Origin of the sequence: Pseudomonas sp. 02C 26, assembly GCF_002843585.1 — a bacterium.
GTDB lineage: Bacteria > Pseudomonadota > Gammaproteobacteria > Pseudomonadales > Pseudomonadaceae > Aquipseudomonas > Aquipseudomonas shirazensis.
In genome coordinates this window covers 4582004-4608031 of sequence record NZ_CP025262.1, presented here as the reverse complement: position 1 = coordinate 4608031, position 26028 = coordinate 4582004, and the positions used below count along the sequence as shown (strand labels likewise).

General features: G+C 63.6%; 26 protein-coding genes. 13 read left to right on the top strand and 13 right to left on the bottom strand.

All coding sequences use genetic code 11. The features are described 5' to 3' along the window. Positions 1-117: 117 nt before the first annotated feature. From ppa to CXQ80_RS20935, 8 genes are all read right to left on the bottom strand, one after another. A complete protein-coding gene (gene ppa, locus CXQ80_RS20970; protein ID WP_101322289.1) occupies positions 118-645 on the bottom strand; it encodes an inorganic diphosphatase in 528 nt (175 codons plus the stop codon). Between the two features lie 93 nt (positions 646-738). Further along, on the bottom strand, positions 739-1554 hold the full coding sequence (locus CXQ80_RS20965) for a zinc-dependent peptidase (protein ID WP_101322288.1): 816 nt from the start codon (positions 1552-1554) through the stop codon (positions 739-741). A gap of 7 nt (positions 1555-1561) precedes the next feature. Beyond that, positions 1562-2209, bottom strand: coding sequence for a DedA family protein (locus CXQ80_RS20960; protein WP_101322287.1), 648 nt, complete (start codon positions 2207-2209; stop codon positions 1562-1564). A gap of 221 nt (positions 2210-2430) precedes the next feature. Beyond that, complete coding sequence (locus tag CXQ80_RS20955) at positions 2431-2895, bottom strand: N-acetyltransferase (protein ID WP_101322286.1); 465 nt, start codon at positions 2893-2895, stop codon at positions 2431-2433. A 108-nt stretch (positions 2896-3003) separates the two neighbouring features. After that, a complete protein-coding gene (gene eutC / locus CXQ80_RS20950) occupies positions 3004-3822 on the bottom strand; it encodes an ethanolamine ammonia-lyase subunit EutC (protein WP_101323118.1) in 819 nt (272 codons plus the stop codon). An 8-nt stretch (positions 3823-3830) separates the two neighbouring features. Continuing rightward, positions 3831-5225, bottom strand: a complete 1395-nt coding sequence (locus CXQ80_RS20945) for an ethanolamine ammonia-lyase subunit EutB (protein WP_101322285.1) — start codon at positions 5223-5225, stop codon at positions 3831-3833. A 49-nt stretch (positions 5226-5274) separates the two neighbouring features. Next, positions 5275-6723 carry an ethanolamine permease gene (gene eat / locus CXQ80_RS20940; protein ID WP_101322284.1) on the bottom strand — a complete coding sequence of 483 codons (1449 nt, stop codon included), beginning with the start codon at positions 6721-6723 and terminating at the stop codon, positions 5275-5277. Between the two features lie 209 nt (positions 6724-6932). Continuing rightward, complete coding sequence (locus CXQ80_RS20935) at positions 6933-8453, bottom strand: aldehyde dehydrogenase family protein (RefSeq protein WP_101322283.1); 1521 nt, start codon at positions 8451-8453, stop codon at positions 6933-6935. A 268-nt stretch (positions 8454-8721) separates the two neighbouring features. Between CXQ80_RS20935 and CXQ80_RS20930 the strand changes: the two genes are divergently transcribed. The 4 genes from CXQ80_RS20930 (at position 8722) to CXQ80_RS20915 (ending at position 12954) form a co-directional block, all read left to right on the top strand. Beyond that, complete coding sequence (locus CXQ80_RS20930; RefSeq protein ID WP_101322282.1) at positions 8722-10626, top strand: sigma-54-dependent Fis family transcriptional regulator; 1905 nt, start codon at positions 8722-8724, stop codon at positions 10624-10626. 68 nt (positions 10627-10694) lie between these two features. Then, entirely contained in the window at positions 10695-12044 is a 1350-nt protein-coding gene (mpl, locus tag CXQ80_RS20925) for a UDP-N-acetylmuramate:L-alanyl-gamma-D-glutamyl-meso-diaminopimelate ligase (protein WP_101322281.1), read from the top strand. After that, entirely contained in the window at positions 12041-12670 is a 630-nt protein-coding gene (ubiX, locus tag CXQ80_RS20920; RefSeq protein WP_101322280.1) for a flavin prenyltransferase UbiX, read from the top strand. Before mpl ends, ubiX begins: the two co-directional genes overlap by 4 nt. Then, complete coding sequence (locus tag CXQ80_RS20915) at positions 12667-12954, top strand: YceK/YidQ family lipoprotein (RefSeq protein WP_101322279.1); 288 nt, start codon at positions 12667-12669, stop codon at positions 12952-12954. Before ubiX ends, CXQ80_RS20915 begins: the two co-directional genes overlap by 4 nt. A 28-nt stretch (positions 12955-12982) precedes the next feature. On the opposite strand, the gene CXQ80_RS20910 is transcribed toward CXQ80_RS20915, so the two are convergent. From CXQ80_RS20910 to CXQ80_RS20900, 3 genes are all read right to left on the bottom strand, one after another. Beyond that, on the bottom strand, positions 12983-13627 hold the full coding sequence (locus CXQ80_RS20910) for an oxidoreductase (RefSeq protein ID WP_101322278.1): 645 nt from the start codon (positions 13625-13627) through the stop codon (positions 12983-12985). Between the two features lie 26 nt (positions 13628-13653). Beyond that, complete coding sequence (locus CXQ80_RS20905) at positions 13654-15387, bottom strand: C13 family peptidase (protein WP_101322277.1); 1734 nt, start codon at positions 15385-15387, stop codon at positions 13654-13656. A 103-nt stretch (positions 15388-15490) separates the two neighbouring features. After that, positions 15491-15946 (bottom strand): MaoC family dehydratase, encoded by a 456-nt coding sequence (locus CXQ80_RS20900; RefSeq protein WP_101322276.1) that lies wholly within the window; start codon positions 15944-15946, stop codon positions 15491-15493. A 146-nt stretch (positions 15947-16092) separates the two neighbouring features. On the opposite strand from CXQ80_RS20900, the gene CXQ80_RS20895 reads away from it, so the two are divergent. The 3 genes from CXQ80_RS20895 to CXQ80_RS20885 are packed head-to-tail and all read left to right on the top strand — an operon-like array spanning position 16093 to position 17765. After that, positions 16093-16455 (top strand): CidA/LrgA family protein, encoded by a 363-nt coding sequence (locus CXQ80_RS20895; protein ID WP_101322275.1) that lies wholly within the window; start codon positions 16093-16095, stop codon positions 16453-16455. Then, positions 16452-17168 (top strand): LrgB family protein, encoded by a 717-nt coding sequence (locus CXQ80_RS20890; RefSeq protein WP_101322274.1) that lies wholly within the window; start codon positions 16452-16454, stop codon positions 17166-17168. The genes CXQ80_RS20895 and CXQ80_RS20890 overlap by 4 nt, the downstream gene beginning before the upstream one ends. 9 nt (positions 17169-17177) lie before the next feature. Continuing rightward, positions 17178-17765 (top strand): LON peptidase substrate-binding domain-containing protein, encoded by a 588-nt coding sequence (locus tag CXQ80_RS20885; RefSeq protein WP_101322273.1) that lies wholly within the window; start codon positions 17178-17180, stop codon positions 17763-17765. Positions 17766-17797: 32 nt separating this feature from the next. Here the strand turns inward: CXQ80_RS20885 and CXQ80_RS20880 are convergent, their stop codons facing one another. Beyond that, complete coding sequence (locus CXQ80_RS20880) at positions 17798-19114, bottom strand: bifunctional DedA family/phosphatase PAP2 family protein (protein WP_101322272.1); 1317 nt, start codon at positions 19112-19114, stop codon at positions 17798-17800. A gap of 2 nt (positions 19115-19116) precedes the next feature. Further along, positions 19117-19809, bottom strand: a complete 693-nt coding sequence (locus tag CXQ80_RS20875; protein ID WP_101322271.1) for a DNA-3-methyladenine glycosylase — start codon at positions 19807-19809, stop codon at positions 19117-19119. A 274-nt stretch (positions 19810-20083) separates the two neighbouring features. Between CXQ80_RS20875 and CXQ80_RS20870 the strand changes: the two genes are divergently transcribed. Genes CXQ80_RS20870 through rodA form a run of 6 tightly spaced genes read left to right on the top strand, consistent with a single transcriptional unit; the run spans position 20084 to position 26011 of the window. Then, positions 20084-21355, top strand: coding sequence for a glutamate-5-semialdehyde dehydrogenase (locus CXQ80_RS20870; protein WP_101322270.1), 1272 nt, complete (start codon positions 20084-20086; stop codon positions 21353-21355). Further along, on the top strand, positions 21324-22016 hold the full coding sequence (nadD, locus tag CXQ80_RS20865; protein ID WP_101322269.1) for a nicotinate-nucleotide adenylyltransferase: 693 nt from the start codon (positions 21324-21326) through the stop codon (positions 22014-22016). The genes CXQ80_RS20870 and nadD overlap by 32 nt, the downstream gene beginning before the upstream one ends. 46 nt (positions 22017-22062) lie before the next feature. Beyond that, positions 22063-22485: a ribosome silencing factor gene (gene rsfS / locus CXQ80_RS20860; protein ID WP_101322268.1), complete on the top strand. Its 423-nt coding sequence runs from the start codon at positions 22063-22065 to the stop codon at positions 22483-22485. Positions 22486-22494: 9 nt separating this feature from the next. Then, complete coding sequence (gene rlmH, locus CXQ80_RS20855; protein WP_101322267.1) at positions 22495-22962, top strand: 23S rRNA (pseudouridine(1915)-N(3))-methyltransferase RlmH; 468 nt, start codon at positions 22495-22497, stop codon at positions 22960-22962. 17 nt (positions 22963-22979) lie between these two features. After that, complete coding sequence (mrdA, locus tag CXQ80_RS20850) at positions 22980-24869, top strand: penicillin-binding protein 2 (RefSeq protein ID WP_101322266.1); 1890 nt, start codon at positions 22980-22982, stop codon at positions 24867-24869. Between the two features lie 38 nt (positions 24870-24907). Then, entirely contained in the window at positions 24908-26011 is a 1104-nt protein-coding gene (gene rodA, locus CXQ80_RS20845; RefSeq protein ID WP_178080848.1) for a rod shape-determining protein RodA, read from the top strand. Positions 26012-26028 lie beyond the last annotated feature (17 nt).

Below are 26028 nucleotides of genomic sequence, written 5' to 3'. Positions count from 1 at the left end.
TCCTAGGACGGATTTTGTGCGAGGGAGTCTGCAGCAGGGAAGAGCAGGCATGAAAAGGGGCGCAAAGCGCCCCTAGACACATGGTCTGAACGGCATCACCGCTCAGACGTGTTCGGCTCAGCCCTTGTAGGCAGCAACCGATTTGGTGATCGCTTCGCGTGCGGCATCGGCGCCGGCCCAGCCTTCGATCTTGACCCATTTGCCCTTCTCGAGATCTTTGTAGTTCGCGAAGAAGTGCTCGATCTGCTGGATCAGCAGCGCTGGCAGGTCGGTGTACTCTTTGACGTCGACGTACAGCTGCGACAGCTTGTCGTGCGGGACAGCGATGACCTTGGCGTCGCCGCCGCCATCGTCGGTCATGTTCAGCACGCCGACCGGACGGGCGCGGATGACCGAGCCTGGCGCTACCGGGTACGGCGTCACGACCAGCACGTCGAGCGGATCACCGTCGTCGGCCAGGGTGTTGGGGATGAAGCCGTAGTTGGCCGGGTAGAACATCGGGGTGGCCATGAAACGGTCGACGAACAGGGTGTCGCTGTCCTTGTCGATCTCGTATTTGATCGGGGCGTGGTTAGCCGGGATTTCGATGGCGACGTAGATGTCGTTCGGCAGGTCTTTGCCAGCCGGAATCTTGCTGTAGCTCATTGGGCAGGGCCCCCGTGTCTGTTCAGAAAATTGGCGGCGATTATAGGCATATTCCGCCAGTGCACGCCACGCCCTGCCTGATGTGTGGCCAGCTCAGGGCTGACTGGCGCAATACTGCGGATCTTCGGCCTGCAGCCGGGTCAGGCGGGCCAGCGGGTCCTGCCGGTAAAACTGGACCAATTGCTGATAGACCTGCGGATACGCCTGTTGTAGCAGGTCAGGCCCACTAAAGAAGTATTCGCTGGTGACGGCGAAAAACTCTGCAGGATTCTCCGCGGCATACGGGTCAATTGCGGTCTCGGCATCCGGGTTGGCATCAAGCTGGCGGTTGAGGTCGTCGTAGGCAGTCTGCATCGCAGCCGACCAGTCGCCGACGTGCATGCCGTGGTGCAGTGGCGGCAGGCCGTTGGCATCGCCATTGAGCATGTCGAGCTTGTGTGCCAGCTCGTGGATCACCAGGTTGTAGGCCTCCCAGCCGCCACCGGCGAGTACCCCGTCCATTGCCAGAATGACCGGCCCCTGTTGCCAGGCTTCGCCGCTGTGCTCGCCGTCATAGACGTGCTCGACGCCGCTGGCATCGCGGTGGCGCTGGGGGCTTTTGAAGTCGTCGGGGTAGAGGATGATCTCGTGAAAACCCTGATACCAGTCAAGGTCGCCCAGGTGCAACAACGGCAGTTGCGCCTGGGCGGCGAGCAGCAGGCGCTGCTCGTCATCCAGTTCGACCCCGGGCAGGCAGGTCAGGTGTTTGGCATGCAGAAACAGCACGCAGGCCTCACGCAGCCAGTGGTCTTCCTCGGCGGTTATGCCATCGAGCACCGGCAGGCGCTGGCGCACGGCCTGCCACAACTGCGCATCGATTGGGTAGCGCGCCAGGGTGCGCCGGCGCCGCCAGGCGCGTAACGACCACATGGGCCGATCAGTGCGCCTTGGCCGCGCGACCGAAGCGGCCACGCAGCAGGCCGAGCAGCATCGGCACCAGCGACAGGACGATGATCACCACCACCATCAGCGACAGGTGCTGCTTGATGAACGGCACGTTGCCGAAGAAGTAGCCCAGGGTGACCAGGCCGCCGACCCAGAGCAGCGAACCGGCCACGCTGAAAGTCAGGAAACGCGGGTAGTGCATATGGGCGATGCCGGCGACAAACGGCGCAAAGGTGCGCAGGATCGGCAGGAAGCGCGCCAGGGTCACGGTCTTGCCGCCATGCTTGTCGTAGAAATCATGGGTCCGCTGCAGGTAGTCGCGGCGGAAGATCTTCGAGTTGGGCTTGTTGAACAAACGTTCACCGGCCGTGCGGCCTATCACGTAGTTGGTGCTGTCGCCGAGGATCGCTGCGGCCATCAACAGGCCGGCCAGCAGCACCGGGTCCATGCCACCACCGGCCGCCACTGCACCGGCAATGAACAGCAGCGAGTCGCCCGGCAGGAATGGCATCACCACCAGCCCGGTCTCGCAGAAGATCACCGCGAAGAGAATGGCGTAGATCCACGGGCCGTAGTTGTTCACCAGCAGATCAAGGTAGGCATCGAGATGCAGGATGAGGTCAAGCGGGTTGAAATCCATGTACAGCACCTGTGTTCTTGACCCGCGACAACGGGCGCGCAAAGACGGAAATCGGCTACGCATGTGTGAGCGTAGGTAAACTTTCACACATGTAAAAAAGGGATTATACGGACAAGCTGGGATCGTGCCCGGGGAGATTGTAGCGGCGGATTACCGGCCGGCGGCAAAGGCCGTGGCGCTGGTGTCTGCAGCAGCGGCTGCACGCCGCTGCCACAGCGCGATCAATCCGAGTTGATCGGCAGGGTGTAGTTCTTGAACTCGGTGTCCTCGCGAAAGCCCATAGACTCGTAGGTTTTCATGGCGACCTGATTGTCGGTGCTGGTCGATACGCGCATGCGCACGGCGTTGGTTTCCTTGGCCATCTTCTTTGCTTCACGCATCAGGTGGTCGGCTACCAGCATTCGCCGGGCATCTTCGGCGACATAGATGTCATTGAGGATCCACACACGTTTGAGCGACAGCGACGAGAAGCTTGGATACAGCTGGCAGAAGCCCAGCAGCTTGCTGTCGTCGACATCGTCATCGGCGAAGGCCAGATAGATCACCGACTCCTCCAGCCGCAGGCGCTTTTCGAGAAAGCTGCGTGAGCTGTCCGGGTAGGGCAGTTGCCCGTAGTACTCGCGGTATTTGACGAACAATGGGTTGAGCAGGTCGAGATGTGCCAGGGTTGCCTTGATGATGCGCATGTACGGCCCTCAGAGTCCATTTAGGCAAACGACAGGTTGCCGACAACGTTCGCGCCCATGCTGCCCCAAAGCAGGCGCGAAGCGCAATCCAGCCGCCAGCAGTGATAACTACTGTTCGCCGAGCAAAAAGTTACCGCGTTTTGCGCTGGGGTCTGACGAGTCGAGGCTCAGTACCTCGGCTTCGTCTTTGAGGTTCACGCCCGACAGCTGGCGCCGACACGCTTCGCGCATCAGATACAACAGGCGATGCGCGGCCATGCCGTAGCTCAACCCCTCTAAACGCACGTTGGAGATGCAGTTGCGATAAGCATCGGTCAGGCCGACCTTGGGCGCGAAGGTGAAGTACAGGCCCAGGCTGTCGGGCGAGCTCAGCCCCGGTCGTTCGCCGATCAGCATGACCGTCATGCGTGCACCGAGCAGCTGGCCGACCTCGTCGGCGACCGCGACGCGGCCTTGTTCGACCAGCACCACCGGTGCGCTGCTCCAGCCATCGGCTGCGGCCTGCTCTTCAAAGCGGCTGAGAAACGGCAGGGTATGCCGATGCACCGCCAGCGCAGAAAGGCCATCGGCCACGACGATAGCCAGATCGACCCCGCCGGGGTTGGCCTTTACGTGCTCGCGCAGTTGTCCGACCGAGGCTTCATTTAGCCGTCGACCCAGGTCAGGGCGCTGCAGGTACTGGTCGCGATCACTGGCTGCGCTGTGCAGCAGCAGGCTTTCGCGGCCGCGGTCGCTGAGCTGACTGCGCAGCCCGGCGTGGTCGAACGGCAGGTGCACGGCATCGCGGGCCTGGGCGTGGGCGAACTGGAAATCCAGCTGGGCGCTGGTCGGCAGGCTGATGCCGCTGCGGCCCAGGGCGATGCGCGCCGGAGTCAGGCTGCGCAGGGCCAGCCAAGGGTTGTCGGTGGTTGGTGTGTGCTGATCCATGGTCATCCCTATGCGAGCTGCGCCAAGGCCTGGCGGAAAGCGGGCGGCAGGTTGTCGCCAAAGCGAATGCGGCCATCGGCCTGGGTGAAGATGCCGGTGCGCTCCAGCCAGGCTTCGAATTCCGGCCCGGGCTTGAGGCCAAGGGTCTGGCGCGCGTAGAGGGCGTCGTGGAAAGAGGTGGTCTGGTAGTTGAGCATGATGTCGTCGGAACCGGGGATGCCCATGATGAAGTTGATCCCGGCGACCCCCAGCAGGGTCAACAGGGTGTCCATGTCGTCCTGATCGGCTTCGGCGTGGTTGGTGTAGCAGATGTCGCAACCCATCGGCACACCGAGCAGCTTGCCGCAGAAGTGGTCTTCGAGGCCGGCACGGATGATCTGCTTGCCGTTGTACAAGTACTCCGGGCCGATGAAACCGACCACGGTATTGACCAGAAACGGCTTGAAGTGGCGCGCCACGGCGTAGGCGCGGGTTTCGCAGGTTTGCTGGTCGACGCCATGGTGGGCGTTGGCCGACAGCGCGCTGCCCTGGCCGGTCTCGAAATACATCAGGTTCTGCCCGACGGTGCCACGCTTGAGCGACAGGCCGGCTTCGTAGCCTTCCTGCAAGACATTGAGGTTGATGCCAAAGCTGGCGTTGGCCGCTTCGCTGCCGGCGATCGACTGGAACACCAGGTCCAGCGGCACGCCGCGGTTGATCGCCTCGATCGAGGTGGTGACGTGGGTCAGCACGCAGGCCTGGGTCGGGATCTGGTAGCGCTGGATGATCGCATCGAGCATTTCCAGCATGGCGCAGATCGACGAAATGCTGTCGGTGGCCGGGTTGATGCCGATCATCGCATCGCCGTTGCCGTACAGCAGGCCGTCGAGAATGCTCGCGGCGATCCCGGCTGGCTCATCGGTCGGATGGTTGGGCTGCAGGCGGGTCGACAGGCGTCCGCGCAAACCCATGGTGCCGCGAAACTGAGTGACTACGCGGATCTTCTGCGCGACCAGGATCAAGTCCTGTACCCGCATGATCTTCGACACCGCCGCGGCCATTTCCGGGGTCAGGCCAGGGGCGAGGGCGCGCAGGCTGTCTTCATCGGCCTGCTCGCCGAGCAGCCAGTCGCGCAGGCCGCCGACGGTCAGGTGGCTGACCGGGGCGAAGGCCTCAGCGTCGTGGCTGTCGATGATCAGTCGGGTAACTTCGTCCTCTTCGTAGGGGATCAGCGCTTCGCTTAAAAAGTGCGTGAGGGGGATATTGGCCAGGGCCATCTGCGCGGCGACGCGTTCGCCGTCATTTTCGGCGGCGACTCCGGCGAGGAAGTCACCGGAGCGGGCCGGGCTGGCCTTGGCCATGACTTCCTTGAGGCTGTCGAAGCGGTAGACCAGATGGCCTACCGTGTGTACGAAACTTGCCATACAGACTCTCCAGAGCGCCGCAGGCAGGGCCTGCGGCGCATAGCGGCAATCAGTGCAAGGCCTCTTCGGCCTTCTGGATCGCAGCGAACTCTTCTTCCGGTGTGCCCGCTACCAGGTGGTGACGGCTGTAGAACGCAAAGTAGGCAATCAATACTGCATAGATCACCGCAGCGCCAATTACCACTCGCGGATCGACCAGGAACCCGGCAATCACCGCCACGCAGGCCAGCACCAGCGCCACGCCCGAGGTGAAGATGCCGCCCGGGGTGCGGTACGGGCGGTCCATTTTCGGCCGGCGGATACGCAGGGTGATGTGCGCCGCCATCATCAATACATACGACAGCGTCGCGCCGAAAACCGCGACCAGAATCAGCAGATCACCTTGACCGGTCAGCGACAGCGCGAAACCGATGATGCCCGGGATGATCAGGGCCAGCACCGGCGCCTTGCTCTTGTTGGTCTGCGACAACTTGCGCGGCAGGTAGCCGGCGCGCGACAGGGCGAAGATCTGCCGGGAGTAGGCATAGATGATCGAGAAGAAGCTGGCGATCAAACCGGCCAGGCCGACCAGGTTGACGAAGCCGCCCATCCAGGTCGAACCGCCGTAGGCTTTCGACAGTGCTTCGACCAACGGGTTACCCGAGGCTTTCAGCGCTTCCGAGCCGGCACCGCCCGGGCCGATCACCAGAATCAGCAGGGCAAACGCCAGCAGCACCAGCATCGCGCCGATCAGGCCACGCGGCAGGTCACGTTTCGGGTTCTTGGTTTCTTCGGCAGCCAGCGGCACGCCTTCGACCGCGAGGAAGAACCAGATCGCATAGGGGATTGCCGCCCACACACCGAGGTAGCCAAACGGCAGGAAACTGCTGGCGCCGGCGGCGTTGGTTGGAGCGATGTCAAACAGGTTGGCCGCATCAAAATGGGGCACCATGCCGAGCAGGAACACCACCAGGGCAATCGCTGCCACCGCGGTGATGATGAACATCAGCTTCAATGCCTCGCCGACCCCAAAGATGTGGATGCCGATGAAGATGATGTAGAAGGCCAGGTAGATCATCCAGCCGCCAATGCCGAACAGCGACTCGCAGTAGGCGCCGATAAACACCGCAATCGCCGCGGGGGCAATGGCGTACTCGATCAGGATCGCGGTGCCGGTGAGAAAACCGCCCCACGGGCCGAACGCACTGCGGGCAAAGCCGTAGCCACCGCCGGCGGTAGGGATCATCGACGACAGTTCGGCCAGCGAGAAGCACATGCACAGGTACATCGTCGCCATCAGCAAGGTGGCGAGGAACATGCCGCCCCAGCCGCCTTGGGCCAGGCCGAAGTTCCAGCCGGCGTAGTCACCGGAGATCACATAGGCGACCCCGAGACCGACCAGCAGGACCCAGCCGGCGGCGCCTTTTTTCAGTTCGCGTTGCTGGAAATAGTCGGAGCCGACCTTTTCGAAATCGACGGAAGAAGTAGCCGGCGTACCGGCGGGATGATCGCTTGGCATTGGATTCACCAGTTATTTTTTTTGGGGGCCGAAGGGAGTGCGGCCACTTGGTGATTTGTCTTGCATGAAGCGCGCCAGAGCGGTTGCTGCTCTGGGGGTGTGGTGTGTCATCGCCATTTTGCGGCCCTTCGCGGGCAAGCCCGCTCCCACAGTCGCCTGTAGGAGCGGCCTTGTGTCGCGAAAGGGCTGCAAAGCAGCCCCGGGCGTATTTAGAAGAAGCCCAGCGGGTTGATGTCGTAGCTCACCAGCAGGTTCTTGGTCTGCTGATAATGATCGAGCATCATCTTGTGCGTTTCGCGGCCAACCCCGGACTTTTTGTAGCCACCAAACGCGGCGTGCGCCGGGTACAGGTGATAGCAGTTGGTCCATACCCGGCCGGCTTTGATGCCACGGCCCATGCGGTAGGCGCGGTTGATGTCGCGGGTCCAGACCCCGGCGCCGAGGCCGAACTCGGTGTCGTTGGCAATCGCCAGCGCTTCAGCTTCGTCCTTGAAGGTGGTGACACTGACCACCGGGCCGAAGATTTCTTCCTGGAACACGCGCATCTTGTTGTTGCCCTTGAGCAGGGTCGGCTGGATGTAATAGCCGGTGGCCAGGGCGCCTTCGAGTTTTTCCACCTTGCCGCCGCTGAGCAGCTCGGCGCCTTCGGCCTGGGCGATGTCCAGGTAGGAGAGAATCTTCTCGAACTGCTGCTGCGAGGCCTGAGCGCCGATCATGGTCTCGGTGTCCAGCGGGTCGCCACGCTTGATCTGCTTGACCTTGTTCAGCACCGCTTCCATGAACTGCGGATAGATCGACTCCTGGACCAGCGCCCGCGATGGGCAGGTGCACACTTCGCCTTGGTTGAAGAATGCCAGCACCATGCCCTCGGCGGCCTTGTCGATAAAGCTCGGCTCGGCCTGCATGACGTCTTCGAAGTAGATGTTCGGCGACTTGCCGCCCAGTTCGACGGTGGACGGGATGATGTTCTCGGCAGCGCACTTCATGATGTGCGAACCCACTGGGGTCGAGCCGGTGAAGGCGATCTTGGCAATGCGCTTGCTGGTCGCCAGCGCTTCGCCAGCCTCACGGCCATAGCCCTGCACCACGTTGAGCACGCCAGGTGGCAGCAGGTCGCCGATCAGTTCGACCAGCACGGTGATGCCCAGCGGGGTTTGCTCGGCGGGCTTGAGCACCACGCAGTTGCCGGCAGCCAGGGCCGGGGCGAGCTTCCACGCGGCCATCAGGATCGGGAAGTTCCACGGGATGATCTGGCCGACCACGCCCAGCGGTTCGTGGATGTGATAGGCCACGGTGTTTTCATTGATTTCGGCAGCGCCGCCTTCCTGGGCACGAATGCAGCCCGCGAAGTAGCGGAAGTGGTCGACTGCCAGCGGGATGTCGGCGTTGAGGGTTTCGCGGATCGGCTTGCCGTTGTCCCAGGTTTCGGTGATGGCCAGCAGCTCGAGGTTCTGCTCGATACGGTCGGCAATCTTCAGCAGTACGTTGGAGCGATCCTGTACCGAAGTGCGGCCCCAGGCATCGGCAGCAGCGTGGGCGGCGTCCAGCGCCTTGTCGATGTCTTCGGCAGTCGAGCGCGGGAATTCAGCGATCAGCTTGCCGTTGACCGGCGAGGTGTTTTCGAAATATTGACCTTTGACCGGAGCTACGAACTCGCCACCGATGAAGTTGCCGTACTGACGCTTGAAGTTGACCTTGGCGCCGTCGGTACCGGGATGTGCGTAACGCATGGTGTCTCTCCTGGTTAGTTATGTTTGTTAGGGAGTTATCAAGCGTAGAGCAAAGGTCGGGCCAGCGCCTGCCAGGCCTTGTAGATCAAGGGCTTGGCCCAGTGCTGCGGGCGTCATGGCCAGGCGTTGTGCCAGGGCTGGCACGCGCTGGGTGACACTTTGTACCATTGGCGGTACAGCCTGTGCCGGCCACGCCAGCGCACCATTGCAAAGGCTTGCCGGGTGGAGGATGCTGGCCACAGACTGTATCTGCGGAGTCCAACAACAAATGCAGAACACCACGTTCAGCCAGCATGCCCAGCAGGTCCTGACCACCGCCCGCGGTGAAGGCAACGGCCCGGCCAGCGACCCTTCCATTGCCCGCTCGTGGCTGCGTTGCCTGGAGGACTACCACCTTGATCCTGCGCGCAGCCAGGCGCCGGTGGTGCTTGAGCATGGGCGCCTGCTGGAGACCCGCGAGCGCCTGCGACAGGTGCTGCACATTGCCGACGGCGAGATGAACAGCCTGCACCAGCAGCTCTCTGGCGCCGGCCATGCGGTGCTGCTCACCGATGCCCACGGGGTGATCCTCAACTGCGTCACGGCGCCCACCGAGCGGCGCATCTTCGAGCGCGCCGGGCTGTGGCTGGGGGCGGACTGGAGCGAAGCCAGCGAGGGCACCAACGGCATCGGCACCTGCCTGGTCGAGCGCCAGGCGCTGACCATTCATCAGAATGAACACTTTCGTGGCCGCCACACCGGCCTGACCTGCTCGGCGAGCCCGGTATTCGACCCGCACGGCGAACTGCTGGCGGTGCTCGACGTGTCCTCGGCGCGGGCCGACGTGTCGCGTCAGAGCCAGTTCCACACCATGGCGCTGGTCAACCTGTCGGCGAAGATGATCGAGAGTTGCTACTTCCTGCGCCACTACCAGCACCAATGGCTGCTGCGTTTTCACCTGCAGGCAGAGTCGGTCGGGCTGTTCAGTGAAGGCTTGCTTGCCTTTGATGGCGATGGCCGGATCAGCGCGGCCAACCAGAGCGCGCTGAACCTGCTGGGCAGCATTCGCAGTGGCGTGCTGGGCAAACCGATCGATATGTTCTTTGCCTGCAACCTCGACGAGTTGCTCGGCCGCGCGACGCCGCAGGGCAGTACCGCCTGGCCCCTGCACACCCGCGATGGCCGTCAGGTCTATGCCAGCCTGCGCGGGCAGGCACCGGTAGCGGCCTGGGCCGTGCCCGCCGCGCAGCCCTTGCCGGTGGTGGCGCCAGCAGCGCAGATCTGCCTGCTCGACCCGGCCCTGAAAACCGACTTTGGCCGCGCCCTGCGCGTGTTCGAGCGCGATGTGCCATTGCTGCTGCGTGGTGAAACCGGCTGCGGCAAGGAGGCCTTTGCCCAGGCGGTGCACCAGGCCAGCCAGCGCCGGCACAAGCCGTTTGTGGCGATCAACTGCGCGTCGATCCCGGAGAGCCTGATCGAGAGCGAGCTGTTCGGTTATCGCGGCGGCAGCTTTACCGGCGCGCGCAAGGAAGGCATGCGCGGCAAGCTGCTCCAGGCGGATGGCGGCACCTTGCTGCTGGACGAGATCGGTGACATGCCGCTGGCCTTGCAGACGCGCCTGCTGCGCGTGCTGGAAGAACGCCAGGTAGTGCCCATCGGCGGCGAGGCGCAGGCCGTGGATGTGCGCATCATCAGCGCCACCCACCGCGATCTGCTCGAGCGGGTCGAGCAGGGCAGTTTTCGCGAAGACCTCTACTACCGCCTCAACGGCCTCGAAGTGCCCTTGCCAGCAGTCCGCGAGCGTAGCGACAAGGGCCAGTTGCTCGACTTCATCCTGGCGCAGGAGGCCGATGGCCAGCCGCTTGAGCTGGCGCCGGCGGCGCGTGAGGCGCTGCTGGCCTTCGCCTGGCCCGGTAACGTGCGCCAGCTGCGCAACGTGCTGCGTACGCTGGTGGCGCTGTGTGACGATCGGCGCATCGGTCTGGCTGACCTGCCGGCGATCATCACCCGCACCGCTCCGGCAACGGCTAATACCAGCGTGGCCGCGCCGTTGGCCGATGCCGAGCGCGAAGCGCTGCTGGCCACCCTTGAACAACTGCGCTGGCACCTGACCCACGTCGCCAGCCACCTGGGCATCAGCCGCAACACCCTGTATCGCAAACTGCGCAGACACGGCATCACCCGAGTCAGTTGAAGCTGAATCAGCGGGTGCGAATTGGCGCGCCCTGGGCTACCCTGCCTCGACGTTTTGCGAGGTCGATCATGCACATTCATATTCTCGGTATTTGCGGTACTTTCATGGGCTCCCTGGCCGTGCTGGCGAAAGAGCTCGGCCATCGGGTCACCGGCTCCGATGCCAATGTCTATCCGCCGATGAGCACCCAGCTCGAAGCCCAGGGCATCGAGCTGATCCAGGGCTATGACCCGGCGCAGCTGGAGCCAGCCCCTGATCTGGTGGTGATCGGCAACGCCATGTCGCGTGGCAACCCGGCAGTCGAATATGTGCTGAACAAAGGCCTGCCGTATGTTTCCGGCCCGCAGTGGCTGGCCGACCATGTGCTGCAAGGCCGCTGGGTCCTGGCTGTCGCCGGCACCCATGGCAAGACCACCACCAGCAGCATGCTCGCCTGGGTGCTGGAGCATGCGGGCATGAGCCCGGGCTTCCTCATTGGTGGCGTGCCGCAGAACTTCTCGGTGTCGGCGCGTCTCGGCGATACGCCGTTCTTCGTGATCGAAGCCGACGAATACGACAGCGCCTTCTTCGACAAGCGCTCGAAGTTCGTCCATTACCACCCGCGTACCGCGATCCTCAACAACCTTGAGTTCGACCACGCCGATATCTTCCCCGACCTGGCCGCCATCGAGCGTCAGTTCCATCACCTGGTGCGGACCATCCCGAGTGAAGGGCTGGTCATTCATCCGACCACCGAGCAAGCCCTGGAGCGGGTGATCGGCATGGGCTGCTGGACTCCGGTGCAGACCACCGGTGCTGGCGGGCAGTGGCAGGCGCGCCTGCTCAGCGCCGACGGCTCGCAGTTTGAAGTGCTGTTCGAAGGCGTGGTGCAGGGCACCGTCAATTGGCCGATGACTGGCCAGCACAACGTTGCCAATGCCCTCGCGACGCTGGCTGCGGCGCGTCATGTCGGCGTCGTTCCGGCGATGGCCATCGACGGACTTAATGCCTTCAAGAGCGTCAAGCGGCGCATGGAGAAGGTTGCTGAAGTACAGGGCGTGACCATCTACGATGACTTCGCTCACCACCCGACCGCGATTGCCACCACCCTTGATGGCCTGCGCAAGCAGGTCGGTGAGGCGCCGGTGATTGCCGTGATCGAACCCCGTTCCAATTCGATGAAGCTCGGCGCGCACCGCGACGGCCTGCCCGAGAGCGTCAACGATGCCGACCAGGTGATCTGGTATGCCCCGGCCAACCTCGGTTGGGATCTCGCCGCGACTGCTGCGCAGTGCAAAGTGCCGGCGATTGTCGCCGACAGCCTTGAGGCGATCATCGAGCGGGTCAAGGGCCAGGCGCGCCCCGGGACCCATGTGGTGATCATGAGCAACGGCGGCTTTGGCGGCCTGCACGGCAAGCTGGCCGAGGCCTTGAAGTGAACGGCCCGCAGCGCATTACCCTGGCCATGACCGGCGCCTCCGGCGCGCAATACGGCCTGCGCCTGCTCGATTGCCTGGTACGGGAAGACCGCGAGGTGCATTTTCTGATCTCGAAGGCCGCCCAGCTGGTAATGGCCACCGAGACCGATGTGCAACTGCCGCCCAAGGCGCAGGCGATGCAGACCTTCCTCACCGAATACACCGGCGCTGCCGCCGGGCAGATTCGCGTGTACGGCAAGGAAGACTGGATGTCACCGGTTGCGTCCGGCTCCGGCGCGCCTGCGGCCATGGTCGTGGTGCCGTGCTCGACCGGGAGCTTGTCGGCGATTGCCACAGGTGCCTGCAACAACCTGATCGAGCGTGCCGCCGACGTCACTTTGAAGGAGCGCCGCCAGCTCATTCTGGTGCCGCGTGAGGCGCCGTTCTCGACCATTCACCTGGAGAATATGCTCAAGCTGTCGCAGATGGGCGCGGTGATTCTGCCTGCAGCGCCTGGGTTCTACCATCAGCCGCAGACCATCGATGACCTGGTCGACTTTGTCGTCGCGCGGATTCTCAACCTGCTGAACATCCCTCAGGACATGCTGCCGCGCTGGGGCGAGCATCACTACGGAGTGGATGATTGAGGCGGGCTCTGCTGGCCTTGCTGGTCGCTACTTCGCTGGGCGGCTGCGCCACCGTGCGTACGCTGGATGCGAACAAGCCTGGGGCGCCGGTGGTATACGCCGGCACCCGTCTGGATTGGTATGTGATGAAGGGTGGCTGCTGCCCTGCGGATCGCTTTGGAGCGCAAGCCCCGGCTTATCCGGCGCTGGACCTGCCCGGCAGCGCGCTGCTCGATACCCTGTTGCTGCCGCTGTCGTTGCTGACTGCACTTGGCGTGGGCTTCAACGCATCAGGTGGGCTGTGAGATTGCCGGGGCAGCCCCCGGCAATTGCTTAGTTTTTACCCAGTTTGCGCAGTTCGTCCGACTCGATCACGCGGATACCGTCTTCTTCTTCCAGCGCCAGGCGCCACAATGCCCGGGCCAGGGTACACGCCTCGATGCCACCGTACTTGCCAGGCAGCAGCCGGGCAATCGGCGCGGCCAGGCGCTCGGCGAGGCGCGGTTCAATCCGCTCACCGAGCAACAGCGATGGCCGCACGATGGTCAGCTGTGGCCAGTCCTGCGCTTTCAGCGCCTCTTCCATTTCGCCTTTGACCCGGTTGTAGAACACCGAGGACTTGGGGTCTGCGCCAATGGCGCTGACCACCAGCAGATGGCGTGCACCCATTTCCCGCGCACGTTTGCTGAAGGCCACCACCATGTCCAGATCGACAGCGCGAAACGCCGACTCCGAGCCCGCCTGCTTGATGGTAGTGCCCAGGCAGCAGAAGGCGATATCGACTCGGCCGCCCAGTTGCGGCAGAAACACCGCAGGGTCGCCGACCGGGTTTTCCAGGTGAGGATGCTCTGCCAGCGGCCGGCGCGTTGGCGCCAGCACGCGGCTGATGGTGGGTTCATTGAGCAGCCGGTCAAGCAGGTGTTCACCTGTCAGGCCAGTAGCGCCGGCGATCAGGACATGCTGAGGCGTCAAGTACATGATGTCTCTCCCTTGTTACACACAGCTTAGCGCCTGGCAGGTGGTTTTGCCTGCGGCGGTGCGGCTGTCTGAGCTTCATTGCGCAAGGCTTCTTCGGCCTGCTGCTGGCGCAGCCGTTGCCAGTGTGCCAGTACTGCGGGCGGCGCCCACAGCTGCGGTTCAGAGGCCTCGAAACCTTCCCTACGTTCCCGTTCGGCAACGCTGGCGCGCGCCAGTTCAAACGCCTGTTTCAAATCGTCGGTCTGGTTCAGGGCTTCAGCGAACAGGGCGTCGCCGAAATAGGTGAAGTCGGCCTCTTCCGAACAGCCAAATGACACCCGGTCCGGGCGCGCGGCGGTCATGATCAGGGTCCGCTCATCTTTCAGTGGCGGGATATAACCGCCGGAGTAGCAGGCCGAGATCACCACCACCTTGTCGCGGTCTTTGAGCGGCGCGAGGGCGCTGGCCAGCTCATCGGCGGAGAGATCGGCCAGTTGCAGGCGCGGCTGGTCGAGCACCAGCTGGTGATCGGCGCTGCCGTGGCTGGTCAGGTAGATGAAGATCAGGTCTTCCGGGCCGCTGCGCTCGGCCAGGGTTGTGGCGGCGCGGGTGAGGTTCTGGCGGGTGGCCATTGGCCGATCGGCCAGGTGATCGCGGTGGTTGACCAGGGTGATCTGGCCACTGGCACCAAAGCGCACCTTGAGCATGTTGCTGACATAGTCGGCTTCACGCATGAACACACTTTGCTGGCCATCGCCGGCCAGCACCAGGCTGTACAGCTGGATCGGCGCCTTGGATGGCGGCACCTGGGCCAGCGCATCCTTGAGCAGCTTGCCCTGATTGAGCAGGGCCAGGTCGAGCGGGTCGGGCAGCAGCTTGCTCTGTTCGTCGCGCACACGCACGCCCTTGACCCAGTAGCCGCCCTCGATGCGGCCGTCGGCGTGGATCAGGCGGCCATGGCCCTGGTAGGCGTCGTCGATAAAACCGCCGATGTACTGGCTGCCGTCCGCCAGGTGCAGGCGGCCTTCGCCCGAGAACCGCCAGTTGCGAAAGCCGCCCTTGTAGCGGCTGCCATCGCTGCCCAGCAGCTCCCCCTGGCCGTCCAGCGAGCCATCGCTGAACTCACCGATCCAGACGTCGCCGTCGGCGTTTTCGAAGCGGCCGCGGCCTTGCAGGCGGTTGTCCTTGAATTCGCCGATGTACTGCTCGCCATCGGCGCTGTCGTAAGTGCCGCTGCCTTGCAGCTGGCCATCGACGAAGTAGCCACTGAACTGATTGCCGCTGGCATCGCTGCGCACCCCGGCGCCGTTCGGCTGGCCCTTGGCGAACAGGCCCTGGTACTGGCTGCCGTCGGTCAACTTGAGCTCGCCGGCGCCATGGTACTGGTCGTCCTTGAACTGGCCACGGTAGACCTGATCGTTCTGCTTGAGGGTGCCTTCACCGTCGCGCCGGCCATGCTTGAAGGTGCCTGAGTAGTGGCTGCCGGGCGTGGTCAGCTCGCCCAGGCCCTCGAACAGGCCGCTGGCGAACTGGCCGCGGTAGACCTCGCCGTTGCTGCCATGCCATTCGCCCTGGCCATGCCACTGGCCGTTGGCGAAGGTGCCGGCGTACCAACTGCCATTGGGGTAGTCGATGCGGCCCTCGCCCTGCAGCAGGCCATTGACCACCTGGCCGCGGTAGCGGCCACCGTCAGGCAGGCGGGCGTCTGGCGGCGACAGTGGTTCGCCGTCGCCACAGGCAGCAAGCAGAACGGTGAGGGCGAGGGGCAGCAGTACACGCATGGCGGATCTCGGCGATAGATGTGCCGAGTATGCCGCACAATGCGTGGGCTGAGACAGTGCCCAGCCAGCAATCGCAGGGCCGCGTGGCAGCCCCGTCAGTGGCTCAGACGAAACACAGGGTCAACGGCTCGGCGATATAAGCCGGCTTGTCTTCCCCTTCGATTTCCAGGGTAGCGAGGATCTTCAGCAGCCACTGGCCAGGCTTTTTCTCGGTCGCTTCCTTCAGCTCGACCTTGAGACGCACATTGCTGTCGACCTTGACTGGCTGGATGAAGCGCACGCTGTCCAGACCATAGTTGACGATCATCTTCATGCCCTCGGGCAGCACGAGGATGTCTTCCATCAGCTTGGGGATCAGCGACAGGGTCAGAAAGCCATGGGCGATGGTGCTGCCGAACGGAGTCTTGCTGGCTTGTTCCGGGTCGACGTGGATGAACTGGAAATCGCCAGTGGCTTCGGCGAACAGGTTGATGCGTTGCTGATCGATGGTCAGCCAGGCGGAACGTCCCAGTTCCTTACCAACATACTGCGAAAGCGCTGCAACAGGTACATAGGGCATCGTGACTCTCCAGGTTGTCGTGTCTGCTCAAGTGGTACGCGCGTGCAAGATCATCATGTTGGCAGCGCGCGGTCAAGCAACCATGTGCTGGCCACGCGCCCGGCCACGCGTGTTTATAATGGCCGCCATGCCCCAAGGAGAAGCTTATGCTGTTGCGTGGATTGACCTGGCTGGTGTTGTTTCAGTTGCTGGGTACGGCACTCAATCACCTGCTGGTGCCGATTCTGCCTGGGCCGATCATCGGCCTGCTGCTGCTGCTGGTATTTCTCATCGCCCGCGGCGAAGTCGGCAAACCGTTGAACGAAGCGGCCTCCAGCCTGTTGCGTTACCTGCCGTTGCTGCTGGTGCCGCCTGCCGTTGGGGTGATGGTCTATGCCAAAGACATTGCTGCTGACTTCTGGGCCATCGTCGGCGCGTTGGTGCTGTCTTGCCTGCTGACCCTGGTATTCGTCGGCGTCTTGATGCAGAAGCTGATCCAGCGCCAGAGCAAGCCGGAGGAGCACCCATGATCCTCGATTGGCAAGGCGCACTGGATGCCGTAGTGCACCATCCGCTGTTTGGCATCGGCATCACCCTGGGTGCTTACCAGCTGGTGCTGGCGGCCTTCGAGAAGACCCGTTGGATCTTTTTGCAGCCGGTGCTGGTCTCGATGGTGGTGGTGATCACTATCCTGCTGCTGTGCGGCATCGATTACAGCGAGTACCGCAAGAGCACCGAGATCATGAATATCCTGCTTGGCCCGGCCACGGTCGCGCTGGCGGTGCCGCTGTATCTGAACCTGCGGCGGATTCGCCAGTTGTTCTGGCCGACCTTTACTACGCTGGTAATCGGAGGGGTGTTCGCCACTGGTGCCTGTGTGCTGCTGGGTTGGTGGTTCGGTGCCGAGCACATGATCCTGATGACCATGGCGCCCAAGTCGGTGACCTCGCCGATTGCCATGCTGGTGGCCGAGCAGATCGGCGGCGTGGCCGCGCTGGCGGCGGTGTTCGTGTTGATCACCGGGGTGATCGGGGCGATTTTCGGCCCGGCGCTGCTCAGCCGTTGTGGTGTGCACAGCGCCGAGGCGCGGGGAATGTCGCTGGGGATTACCGCACATGCGGTAGGCACCTCGGTGGCCCTGCAGGAAAGTGACGAATGCGGCGCCTTTGCGGCGCTGGCGATGAGTTTGATGGGTGTGGCCACGGCGGTATTCCTGCCGTTGGCGGTTAGCCTGGTGGCTTGAGGATTGAACATGACGCTACCGCTGTTTCCGCTCAACACCGTGCTGTTTCCCGGGTGCATGCTCGATCTGCAGATCTTCGAGGCGCGTTACCTGGACATGATCGGCCGCTGCATGAAGCAGGGCGCTGGCTTTGGCGTGGTGTGCATCCTCGAGGGCGAGCAGGTCGGCAAGGCGCCAATGGGCGTTGCGCCGATTGGCTGCGAAGCGCTGATCCGCGACTTCGAACAGCAGGACAACGGCCTGCTGGGCATTCGCGTCGAGGGCGTGCGCCGCTTCGAGGTCGGCCAGACCAACGTGCAGAAAGACCAACTGCTGCTGGCCGAGGTGAACTGGCTGGCCGACAGCGCCGACAGCGCCTTGAGCGAGGAAGATGATGACCTAGTGGCGCTGCTGCTGGCCCTGGGTGAGCATCCAATGGTCGCGGCGCTGGATATGCCGCGCGCCGAGGGGCGCCAGGCGTTGGCCAACCAGTTGGCCTACCTGCTGCCGTTTATCGAAGAAGACAAGCTCGAGCTGCTGGCGATGGACTCGCCGCAGCAGCGCCTGGCCGCGATTCAATCGCTGCTCGAGCGCATGCAAGGCGAGCTGTTTGCCTGATCAGGAGCGCCTGGCCAGGCGCTCCTTCACACTCAGTACTGATAGCGCAGTAGTGCGTGGGGCAGGGCGTACAGGGCAAAAAACGCCAGCAATGCCACGCACGCCGGGAGGATCAGCCACCACACCCGCAGCGGTAGCGCCGTCAAAGGCTGGCGCCACTGCACCAGGGTCAGGCTGAGGGCGCAGATACAGCAGGCCAGCAGGGCCCCGGCAAGGATATCGGTCGGCCAGTGCGCGCCCAGGTAGACCCGCGACAGGGCGATGGACAGCGCCGGGATGCAGCCGAGCATGATCCAGGTCAGGCGCATCCGCGGCGGTTGCCCGCGGCCGGCCAGTACCGCCATCACCAGGAAGAACGCAAACGAGGCCGAACTGTGCCCGCTGGGCATGCTGTAAGTGGTTAGCGGGTCGCTGAGCACTTCTGGTCGGGCTCGGGCAAACAGCCATTTCAGCGTGCCATTGGCAATCGCGGTGCCCATCAGGGCGCTGCCGGCGAAGACCGCATGGCGCCATTGCCGGGCCAGCAACAGCAGGCCGGTCAGCAAGCCGCCGAGGAACAGTTGAGTGCGGAAGTCGCCCAGGCGGGTGACGATCACCACGATGCCGTCGAACGCCTGGCTGCGGTGCTCCTGCACCAGAGTCATCACGCCCTGATCGAACTCATGCAGGAATGGCCAGCCGAGAAACACCCCGGCCAGCGCCAGAAAACTCATCCCGGCGATCAGCCGGGTCCCGTGGCGCTGGTCGCGAATGCTGCTGCTCAGGCTCAGGCCGATCAATACGGCCAAGGTGCCGGCGATGATCCCTGCATCCAGCCAGAAACCTTCCGGCAGCGGCAGGCGCATCGCCGCGCCGGTCGCCCAGCCAGGCAGCAGATAAGCCACCGACCAGCCGGCGCCGGCCACCAGGCTCACCGCAATGAAGCGCGGCAACGGCATGTCGAACATGCCGGCGACCATCGGCAGCATCGGCCGCAACGGCCCGATAAAGCGCCCCACCAGCAGGCTGGCGATGCCATAGCGCTGGAAGTAGGTCTCGGCGCGGCCGATCCACTCCGGGTGATGGCGGATCAGCGGCAAGCGCCGGATGTTCTGGTGGAAATACTTGCCGATGGCATAGGACATCGCATCCCCGAGCAAGCCGCCGGCAAAGCCCAGCAGCAGGGTTTCGCCCAGGGTGAATTCGCCACTGCCGGCCAGCACCGCGACGGCAAACAGCAATACCGTGCCCGGCACGATGATCCCGGCAATCGCCAGGCATTCGACACAGGCCACCACGAAGATTGCCACGCCAAGCCATTGTGGATTGGCGCTGAGCCAGCCGGTCAGGCTGTCGAGCCATTGGCCCATGGTCAGCTTCCTTGTACGAGAGTTGAGTAGTCCCGGCCTTCGACTTGGCCCCGACGCAGCGGGTTCCGTGTGCAGAAACGGGCGAATTGAGCATCGACGAAGCGGTACGGCAGGTGCTCGTCGCGGCCATGGGGAATGCCCAGGCGAGCGCACTGGATGATCTGCGGCACTGCCAGCGCACAATCCTCGACATACAGCGCCTGCGGATCGAAGCGCTGGCCGTCCCAGTGCGGCACCTTCAGGCCCAGCGCGCGGCAGAGCAGGGTCTGCCCGGCGCAAAGGCGCTCGGGTGGGCGCAACTGGCCGCTGGCATCGGGGTTGTTCAGTTGCATCCGGGCCAGGCTGTTGGCGTCCGAGAGCGCGTCGGTGAACGGGTAGGCTGACTTGATCAGCACCGCATTGCCCGGGCCATGGGCACTGAAGTTCAGCGAATCGCCGCCGCGGGCGTAGTACATATAGATGTGCCCGCCGTCGAGAAACAGCGCCTTGCGCTTTTCGGTATAGCCCAGCGAGGCGTGGCTGCCCTTGTCGGTCAGGTAATAGGCTTCGGTTTCGATGATCCGCGCAGCCAGCCACAGGTCGCCCTGACGGTGGCGAATGACTTTACCCAGCAGCGCCTTGGCCAGGGTCTGGGCATCACGGTCGAAAAAGCTGTCTGGCAGGGCGCGGGCCGGGCAGGGGGCTGGGTCTGGCATGCTGGCTGTTCATGATTGAATGGCGCGATCATAGCAATTAATCGCTTAATCGAGGCTGAACGCTGCTGCAGATGGCTGCCTGCCGGCGCGAACCGCTGGCGCCCAGCAACCACGGGGCCTTCAGACCTCGCACGTAGCATTTTGGTCAAGCCAGGTTACATCTTTCCTGTCCATTAACCTCGTCATCTTCTACCATCCGCCACCCGCCGCTGGGCGTACCGGTGCCCGCCAGTTATAATCAGCCGATTTCCCCTTTCGCCAAGACACCGAGCCCATGACTGAGTCCGTTCTTGACTACATGACCCGCCTGGGTCGCGCTGCCCGCCAGGCCTCGCGCGTGATCGCCCGCGCCAGCACCGCACAGAAGAACCGTGCCTTGCAGGCTGCTGCCGATGCGCTGGACGCCGCCCGCGCCGAGCTCACTGCCGCCAATGAGCAGGACCTCGCCAATGGCCGCAGCAATGGTCTGGAAGCGGCGCTGCTCGATCGTTTGGCGCTGACTCCTGCTCGTATCGACGGCATGATCACCGGCCTGCGCCAGGTGGCCAGCCTGCCCGACCCAGTCGGCGCCGTGCGTGACATGAGCTACCGCCCGTCGGGCATTCAGGTCGGCAAGATGCGCGTGCCGCTGGGCGTGATCGGGATCATCTACGAGTCGCGGCCGAACGTGACCATCGATGCTGCCAGCCTGTGCCTGAAGTCGGGTAACGCGACCATTCTGCGTGGCGGCTCCGAGGCGATTCATTCCAATCGCGCGATTGCCACCTGCATCCAGCGCGGCCTGGCTGCCGCAGGTTTGCCAGCGGCAGTGGTGCAGGTTGTGGAAACTACCGACCGTGAAGCGGTCGGTGCACTGATCAGCATGCCCGAGTTCGTCGACGTGATCGTCCCGCGTGGCGGCCGTGGCCTGATCGAGCGGATCAGCCGCGATGCCCGCGTACCGGTGATCAAGCACCTCGATGGCATCTGCCATGTGTACATCGACGCGCACGCCGACCTCGACAAGGGCTGGCGCGTTGCTTTCAACGCCAAGACTTACCGCTACGGTATCTGCGGCGCCATGGAGACCTTGCTGGTCGACCAGGCCATTGCTGCAGACTTCCTGCCGGAAATGGCCCGGCGCTTCCAGGAACATGGCGTCGAGCTGCGCGGCTGCGAGCGCGCCCGGGCGATCATCCAGGCAGCACCTGCCAGCGAAGACGACTGGCACACCGAATACCTCGACGCGATCCTGTCGATTCGCGTGGTCGACGGCCTCGAGCAGGCCATCGAGCACATCAATCACTACGGCTCGCACCACACCGACTCGATCATTACCGAACACCAGGGTCAGGCCCGGCGCTTCATCGCCGAGGTCGACTCGGCGTCGGTCATGCTCAACACCCCGACCTGCTTTGCCGACGGCTTCGAGTATGGCCTGGGTGCCGAGATCGGTATTTCCACCGACAAGCTGCATGCGCGTGGTCCGGTCGGCCTCGAAGGCCTGACCTGCGAAAAATACGTAGTGATTGGCGATGGCCAGCTGCGCGGCCAGGAGCCGAGCTGAGTTGAATCAGGCCCCTGCAGTGCGGCGCGTCGGCATTTTCGGCGGTACCTTCGACCCGGTTCATATCGGCCACCTGCGCAGTGCGCTGGAAGTGACCGAGCTGATGGGCCTGGACGAGCTGCGCCTGCTGCCCAACGCCCGCCCGCCGCACCGCGACACGCCACAGGTAGACGCTCAGGCGCGCCTGGCGATGGTGCAGAGCGCGGTCAGCGGGGTTGACTGCCTGAGCGTCGATGCGCGCGAGCTGGGCCGTGACAAACCGTCGTATACCATCGACAGCCTGGAATCGATCCGGGCCGAGCTGGGCGGCGATGACCAGTTGTTTCTGGTCCTGGGCTGGGACGCGTTCTGCGGCCTGCCGGGCTGGCACCGCTGGGAAGAATTGCTCCAACATTGCCACATCCTGGTGCTGCAACGCCCGGATGCGGATGTCGAACCACCAGACGAGCTGCGCAACCTGCTGGCTGCGCGCTCGCAAAGCGATCCCACTGCCATGTCCGGCCCGGCGGGTCACATTTCGTTCGTCTGGCAGACCCCGCTTGCGGTGTCGGCCACGCAAATCCGACAGCTGCTGGCCAGCGGCAAGTCGGTACGGTTTCTGGTGCCGGATGCAGTACTGGCCTACATAGAGGCGCACGATCTATATCGTGGGTCCAACTGAGGGCGCCGTTGGGGCGCCTCATTCAAAACGAGTTGAACGAGTAACTATGAAGAAGCAAAACGACATCACTGCCGAAGAACTGGTCGAAGTGGCCAAGGAAGCGCTGGGAGAGGTCAAGGCCCTGGATATCCAGGTGATCGACGTGCGTGACAAGCACAGCCTGACCGACTACATGATCATCGCTACCGGTACCTCCAATCGCCAGATCAACGCGATGCTGGACAAGGTTCGCGAGCTGGTCAAAGCCAAGGGCGTCATGCCGCTGGGCGAAGAAGGCAAAGGCGAAAGCGATTGGGTGCTGCTCGACCTGAACGACGTCATCGTGCACATGATGACCGCCGCTGCGCGTCAGTTCTACGACCTCGAGCGCCTGTGGATGGGTGCCGAGCAGAGCCGTGCTGCCGATGGCAAGCACCACAGCTCCGAGAACGGCGCCAACGAGTACTTCGACAAGCTCAACAAGCAATAAGGAAGCGCCGTGCGTCTGCGATTGATCGCGGTCGGCTCGCGCATGCCCAAGTGGGTCGAGGAAGGCTGGCATGAATATGCCAAGCGCCTCCCTGCTGAGTTGCCGCTCGAGCTGGTGGAAATCCCGCTGAACACCCGGGGCAAGAACGCCGACGTGGCTCGCCTGATTCGTCAGGAGGGGGAGGCCATGCTGGCCAAGGTTCAGCCCGGCGAACGCATCGTCACCCTCGAAGTCCACGGCAAGCCGTGGAGCACCGAGCAGTTGGCGGTCGAGCTGGATCGCTGGCGCCTGGATGCGCGGACGGTGAATTTGATGGTGGGTGGGCCGGAAGGCCTGGCGCCTGAGGTGTGTGCGCGCAGCGAACAGCGCTGGTCGCTGTCGCCGCTGACCTTGCCGCACCCGTTGGTAAGGATACTGATCGGCGAACAGATCTACCGCGCCTGGACCGTGTTGTCCGGGCATCCCTACCACAAATGAGCCTGTAAGCCCGCCCGATGTCGCAGCCGATCCGCCTCAAAGACCACGAGAAAGACGCCCGTCTGGTGCGCAACCGCGTCGTGGTCGGCGCTGTGGCGATCATGTTGTTGGTGTGTGTGCTGATTGCTCGGCTGTACTACCTGCAGATCATCCAGTACGACTATCACTCGACGCTGTCGGAGAACAACCGGGTGCATGTGCAGCCGATCCCGCCGACCCGCGGGCTGATCTTCGACCGCAACGGGGTGATCATCGCCGACAACCGGCCCAGCTTCAGCCTGACCATGACCCGCGAACGCGCCGGCAAATGGCCAGAGGTGCTGGACGCCATCGTCGAGGTGCTGGGACTCACAGCGGACGACCGTGCCCTGTTCGAGAAGCGCATGAAGCAGGGTCGGCGGCCATTCGAGCCCGTGCCGATCCTGTTCGAGCTCAGCGAAGACCAGATCGCCCGGATCGCCGTCAACCAGTTCCGGTTGCCGGGCGTGGAAGTGGCTGCGCAGTTGGTCAGGCATTACCCGCAAGGTGCGCACTTTGCCCACTCGGTCGGTTATGTCGGGCGGATCAACGAGAAAGAGCTGAAGACCCTTGATCCGGTCAACTACAGCGGCACCCACCATATCGGCAAGACCGGCGTCGAGCGCTTCTATGAAGATGCCCTGCACGGTCAGGTCGGTTACGAGGAGGTCGAGACCAACGCCCGCGGCCGCGTGCTGCGCGTGCTCAAGCGCACCGACCCGATCCCCGGCAAGGACATCGTGCTGGGCCTGGACATCAAACTGCAGGAAGCCGCCGAGCTGGCTCTGGGTGGTCGGCGTGGCGCTATCGTGGCGCTTGATCCACGCTCGGGTGAAGTACTGGCGATGGTCAGCCAGCCAAGCTTCGACCCCAACCTGTTCGTCACCGGCATTGGCTTTCAGGCCTATGCTGACCTGCGCGATTCGATCGACCGGCCGCTGTTCAACCGGGTCCTGCGCGGGCTGTATCCACCCGGTTCGACGATCAAGCCCGCAGTGGCCATCGCCGGCCTCGACAGCGGTGTCGTGACAGCCGGCAGCCGGGTGTTCGACCCGGGCTATTACCAGTTGCCCAACTACGACCACAAATACCGTAACTGGAACCGCACCGGTGACGGCTGGGTTGATCTTGACCTGGCGATCATGCGTTCCAATGACACCTACTTCTACGATCTTGCGCACAAGATGGGCATCGATCGCCTGTCGACCTACATGAACAAGTTCGGCCTCGGCCAGCGCGTGTCGCTGGACATGTTCGAGGAATCCTCCGGGTTGATGCCGACCCGTGAGTGGAAGCGCGCCACCCGCCGCCAGGCGTGGTTCCCGGGCGAAACGCTGATCCTCGGCATCGGCCAGGGCTACATGCAGACCACGCCGTTGCAGATGGCCCAGGCTACCGCACTGATCGCCAGCAAGGGCAAGTGGTTCCGCCCGCACCTGGCCAAGACCATCGAGGGCCAGCCGCCGGTCGACGAAAACCCGATCGAGGACATCGTCCTGCGTGACCCGTCCGATTGGGCCAAGGTCACCCACGGCATGGAGCAGGTGATGCACAACGCCCGCGGCACCGCCCGCGCGGCTGCCACCGGCGCGCAGTACCGCATCGCCGGCAAGAGCGGTACTGCTCAGGTGGTGGCGATCAAGCAGGGCGAGAAGTATGACCGCAACAAAGTCCAGGAGCGTCACCGTGACCACGCCCTGTTTGTCGGTTTCGCCCCGGCTGACGATCCGAAGATCGTCGTCTCGGTGATGATCGAGAACGGCGAGGCTGGTGGCCGCGTGGCGGCGCCGGTGATGCGCCAGATCATGGACGCCTGGCTGCTCGACGCCAACGGCCAGTTAAAAACCGAGTTCGCTCCCGCCACCGTCGCTCAGGAAAAGGCCCAGTGATTAACAATTTTGATCGCATGCTCTCCAGCGAAGACGTCATGCGTCGGCGCGCGAGCTTTCTTCAGCGCATCCACATCGACGGCCCGCTGCTGATCATTCTGCTGACCCTCGCCGCCGGCAGCCTGTTCGTGCTGTATTCGGCCAGCGGCAAGAACTGGGACCTGCTGAGCAAGCAGGCGACCTCGTTCGGCATCGGCCTGGTCTCGATGTTCATCATTGCCCAGCTCGAGCCACGCTTCATGGCCCGCTGGGTGCCGCTGGCGTACCTGACCGGGGTGCTGCTGCTGGTGGTGGTCGACGTCATGGGTCACAACGCCATGGGCGCCACGCGCTGGATCAACATCCCCGGAGTGATCCGCTTCCAGCCTTCGGAATTCATGAAGATCATCATGCCGGCAACCCTGGCCTGGTACCTGTCCAAGCGCACCTTGCCGCCTGATCTCAAGCATGTGGCGATCAGCCTGGTGCTGATCGGCGTGCCGTTCATTCTTATCGTGCGCCAGCCGGACCTGGGTACTGCGCTGCTGATCCTGGCTTCCGGCGCGTTCGTGCTGTTCATGGGTGGCCTGCGCTGGCGCTGGATCATCAGTGTGATCGCCGCGGCAGTGCCGGTGGCGGTGGCGATGTGGTTCTTTGTCATGCACGACTACCAGAAGCAGCGCGTGCTGACCTTCCTCGATCCTGAGAGCGACCCGCTCGGCACTGGCTGGAACATCATCCAGTCCAAGGCCGCGATCGGCTCCGGCGGGGTATTCGGCAAGGGCTGGTTGCTCGGTACGCAGTCGCACCTGGACTTTTTGCCGGAGAGCCACACCGACTTCATCATCGCCGTGCTCGGCGAGGAATTCGGCCTGGTCGGCATCTGCATGCTGCTGATCGTTTATCTGCTGCTGATCGGCCGCGGCCTGGTCATCACCGCACAGGCGCAGACCCTGTTCGGCAAGCTGCTCGCGGGCAGCCTGACGATGACCTTCTTTGTTTATGTGTTCGTCAATATTGGTATGGTCAGTGGCTTGCTCCCGGTGGTGGGGGTGCCGCTGCCCTTCATTAGCTATGGCGGAACTTCGTTGGTGACGCTGCTGTCAGCGTTTGGCGTTCTGATGTCGATCCACACCCACCGCAAATGGATCGCGCAAGTTTGAATAAGGTGAACAATTTC

What these genes read in the sequence shown, in the direction of transcription:
- CXQ80_RS20965 (WP_101322288.1), bottom strand. Translation starts at nt 1,554, where the DNA reads ATGTGGTCGTTACGCGCCTGGCGGCGCCGGCGCACCCTGGCGCGCTAC.
- CXQ80_RS20870 (WP_101322270.1), top strand. Translation starts at nt 20,084, where the DNA reads ATGACTGAGTCCGTTCTTGACTACATGACCCGCCTGGGTCGCGCTGCC.
- mpl (WP_101322281.1), top strand. Translation starts at nt 10,695, where the DNA reads ATGCACATTCATATTCTCGGTATTTGCGGTACTTTCATGGGCTCCCTG.
- CXQ80_RS20885 (WP_101322273.1), top strand. Translation starts at nt 17,178, where the DNA reads ATGACGCTACCGCTGTTTCCGCTCAACACCGTGCTGTTTCCCGGGTGC.
- eat (WP_101322284.1), bottom strand. Translation starts at nt 6,723, where the DNA reads ATGCCAAGCGATCATCCCGCCGGTACGCCGGCTACTTCTTCCGTCGAT.
- CXQ80_RS20895 (WP_101322275.1), top strand. Translation starts at nt 16,093, where the DNA reads ATGCTGTTGCGTGGATTGACCTGGCTGGTGTTGTTTCAGTTGCTGGGT.
- CXQ80_RS20905 (WP_101322277.1), bottom strand. Translation starts at nt 15,387, where the DNA reads ATGCGTGTACTGCTGCCCCTCGCCCTCACCGTTCTGCTTGCTGCCTGT.
- CXQ80_RS20900 (WP_101322276.1), bottom strand. Translation starts at nt 15,946, where the DNA reads ATGCCCTATGTACCTGTTGCAGCGCTTTCGCAGTATGTTGGTAAGGAA.
- rsfS (WP_101322268.1), top strand. Translation starts at nt 22,063, where the DNA reads ATGAAGAAGCAAAACGACATCACTGCCGAAGAACTGGTCGAAGTGGCC.
- ppa (WP_101322289.1), bottom strand. Translation starts at nt 645, where the DNA reads ATGAGCTACAGCAAGATTCCGGCTGGCAAAGACCTGCCGAACGACATC.
- CXQ80_RS20930 (WP_101322282.1), top strand. Translation starts at nt 8,722, where the DNA reads ATGCAGAACACCACGTTCAGCCAGCATGCCCAGCAGGTCCTGACCACC.
- CXQ80_RS20880 (WP_101322272.1), bottom strand. Translation starts at nt 19,114, where the DNA reads ATGGGCCAATGGCTCGACAGCCTGACCGGCTGGCTCAGCGCCAATCCA.
- CXQ80_RS20955 (WP_101322286.1), bottom strand. Translation starts at nt 2,895, where the DNA reads ATGCGCATCATCAAGGCAACCCTGGCACATCTCGACCTGCTCAACCCA.
- CXQ80_RS20960 (WP_101322287.1), bottom strand. Translation starts at nt 2,209, where the DNA reads ATGGATTTCAACCCGCTTGACCTCATCCTGCATCTCGATGCCTACCTT.
- CXQ80_RS20890 (WP_101322274.1), top strand. Translation starts at nt 16,452, where the DNA reads ATGATCCTCGATTGGCAAGGCGCACTGGATGCCGTAGTGCACCATCCG.
- rodA (WP_178080848.1), top strand. Translation starts at nt 24,908, where the DNA reads ATGCGTCGGCGCGCGAGCTTTCTTCAGCGCATCCACATCGACGGCCCG.
- CXQ80_RS20910 (WP_101322278.1), bottom strand. Translation starts at nt 13,627, where the DNA reads ATGTACTTGACGCCTCAGCATGTCCTGATCGCCGGCGCTACTGGCCTG.
- eutC (WP_101323118.1), bottom strand. Translation starts at nt 3,822, where the DNA reads ATGGATCAGCACACACCAACCACCGACAACCCTTGGCTGGCCCTGCGC.
- CXQ80_RS20875 (WP_101322271.1), bottom strand. Translation starts at nt 19,809, where the DNA reads ATGCCAGACCCAGCCCCCTGCCCGGCCCGCGCCCTGCCAGACAGCTTT.
- CXQ80_RS20935 (WP_101322283.1), bottom strand. Translation starts at nt 8,453, where the DNA reads ATGCGTTACGCACATCCCGGTACCGACGGCGCCAAGGTCAACTTCAAG.
- mrdA (WP_101322266.1), top strand. Translation starts at nt 22,980, where the DNA reads ATGTCGCAGCCGATCCGCCTCAAAGACCACGAGAAAGACGCCCGTCTG.
- nadD (WP_101322269.1), top strand. Translation starts at nt 21,324, where the DNA reads ATGGCCAGCTGCGCGGCCAGGAGCCGAGCTGAGTTGAATCAGGCCCCT.
- CXQ80_RS20945 (WP_101322285.1), bottom strand. Translation starts at nt 5,225, where the DNA reads ATGGCAAGTTTCGTACACACGGTAGGCCATCTGGTCTACCGCTTCGAC.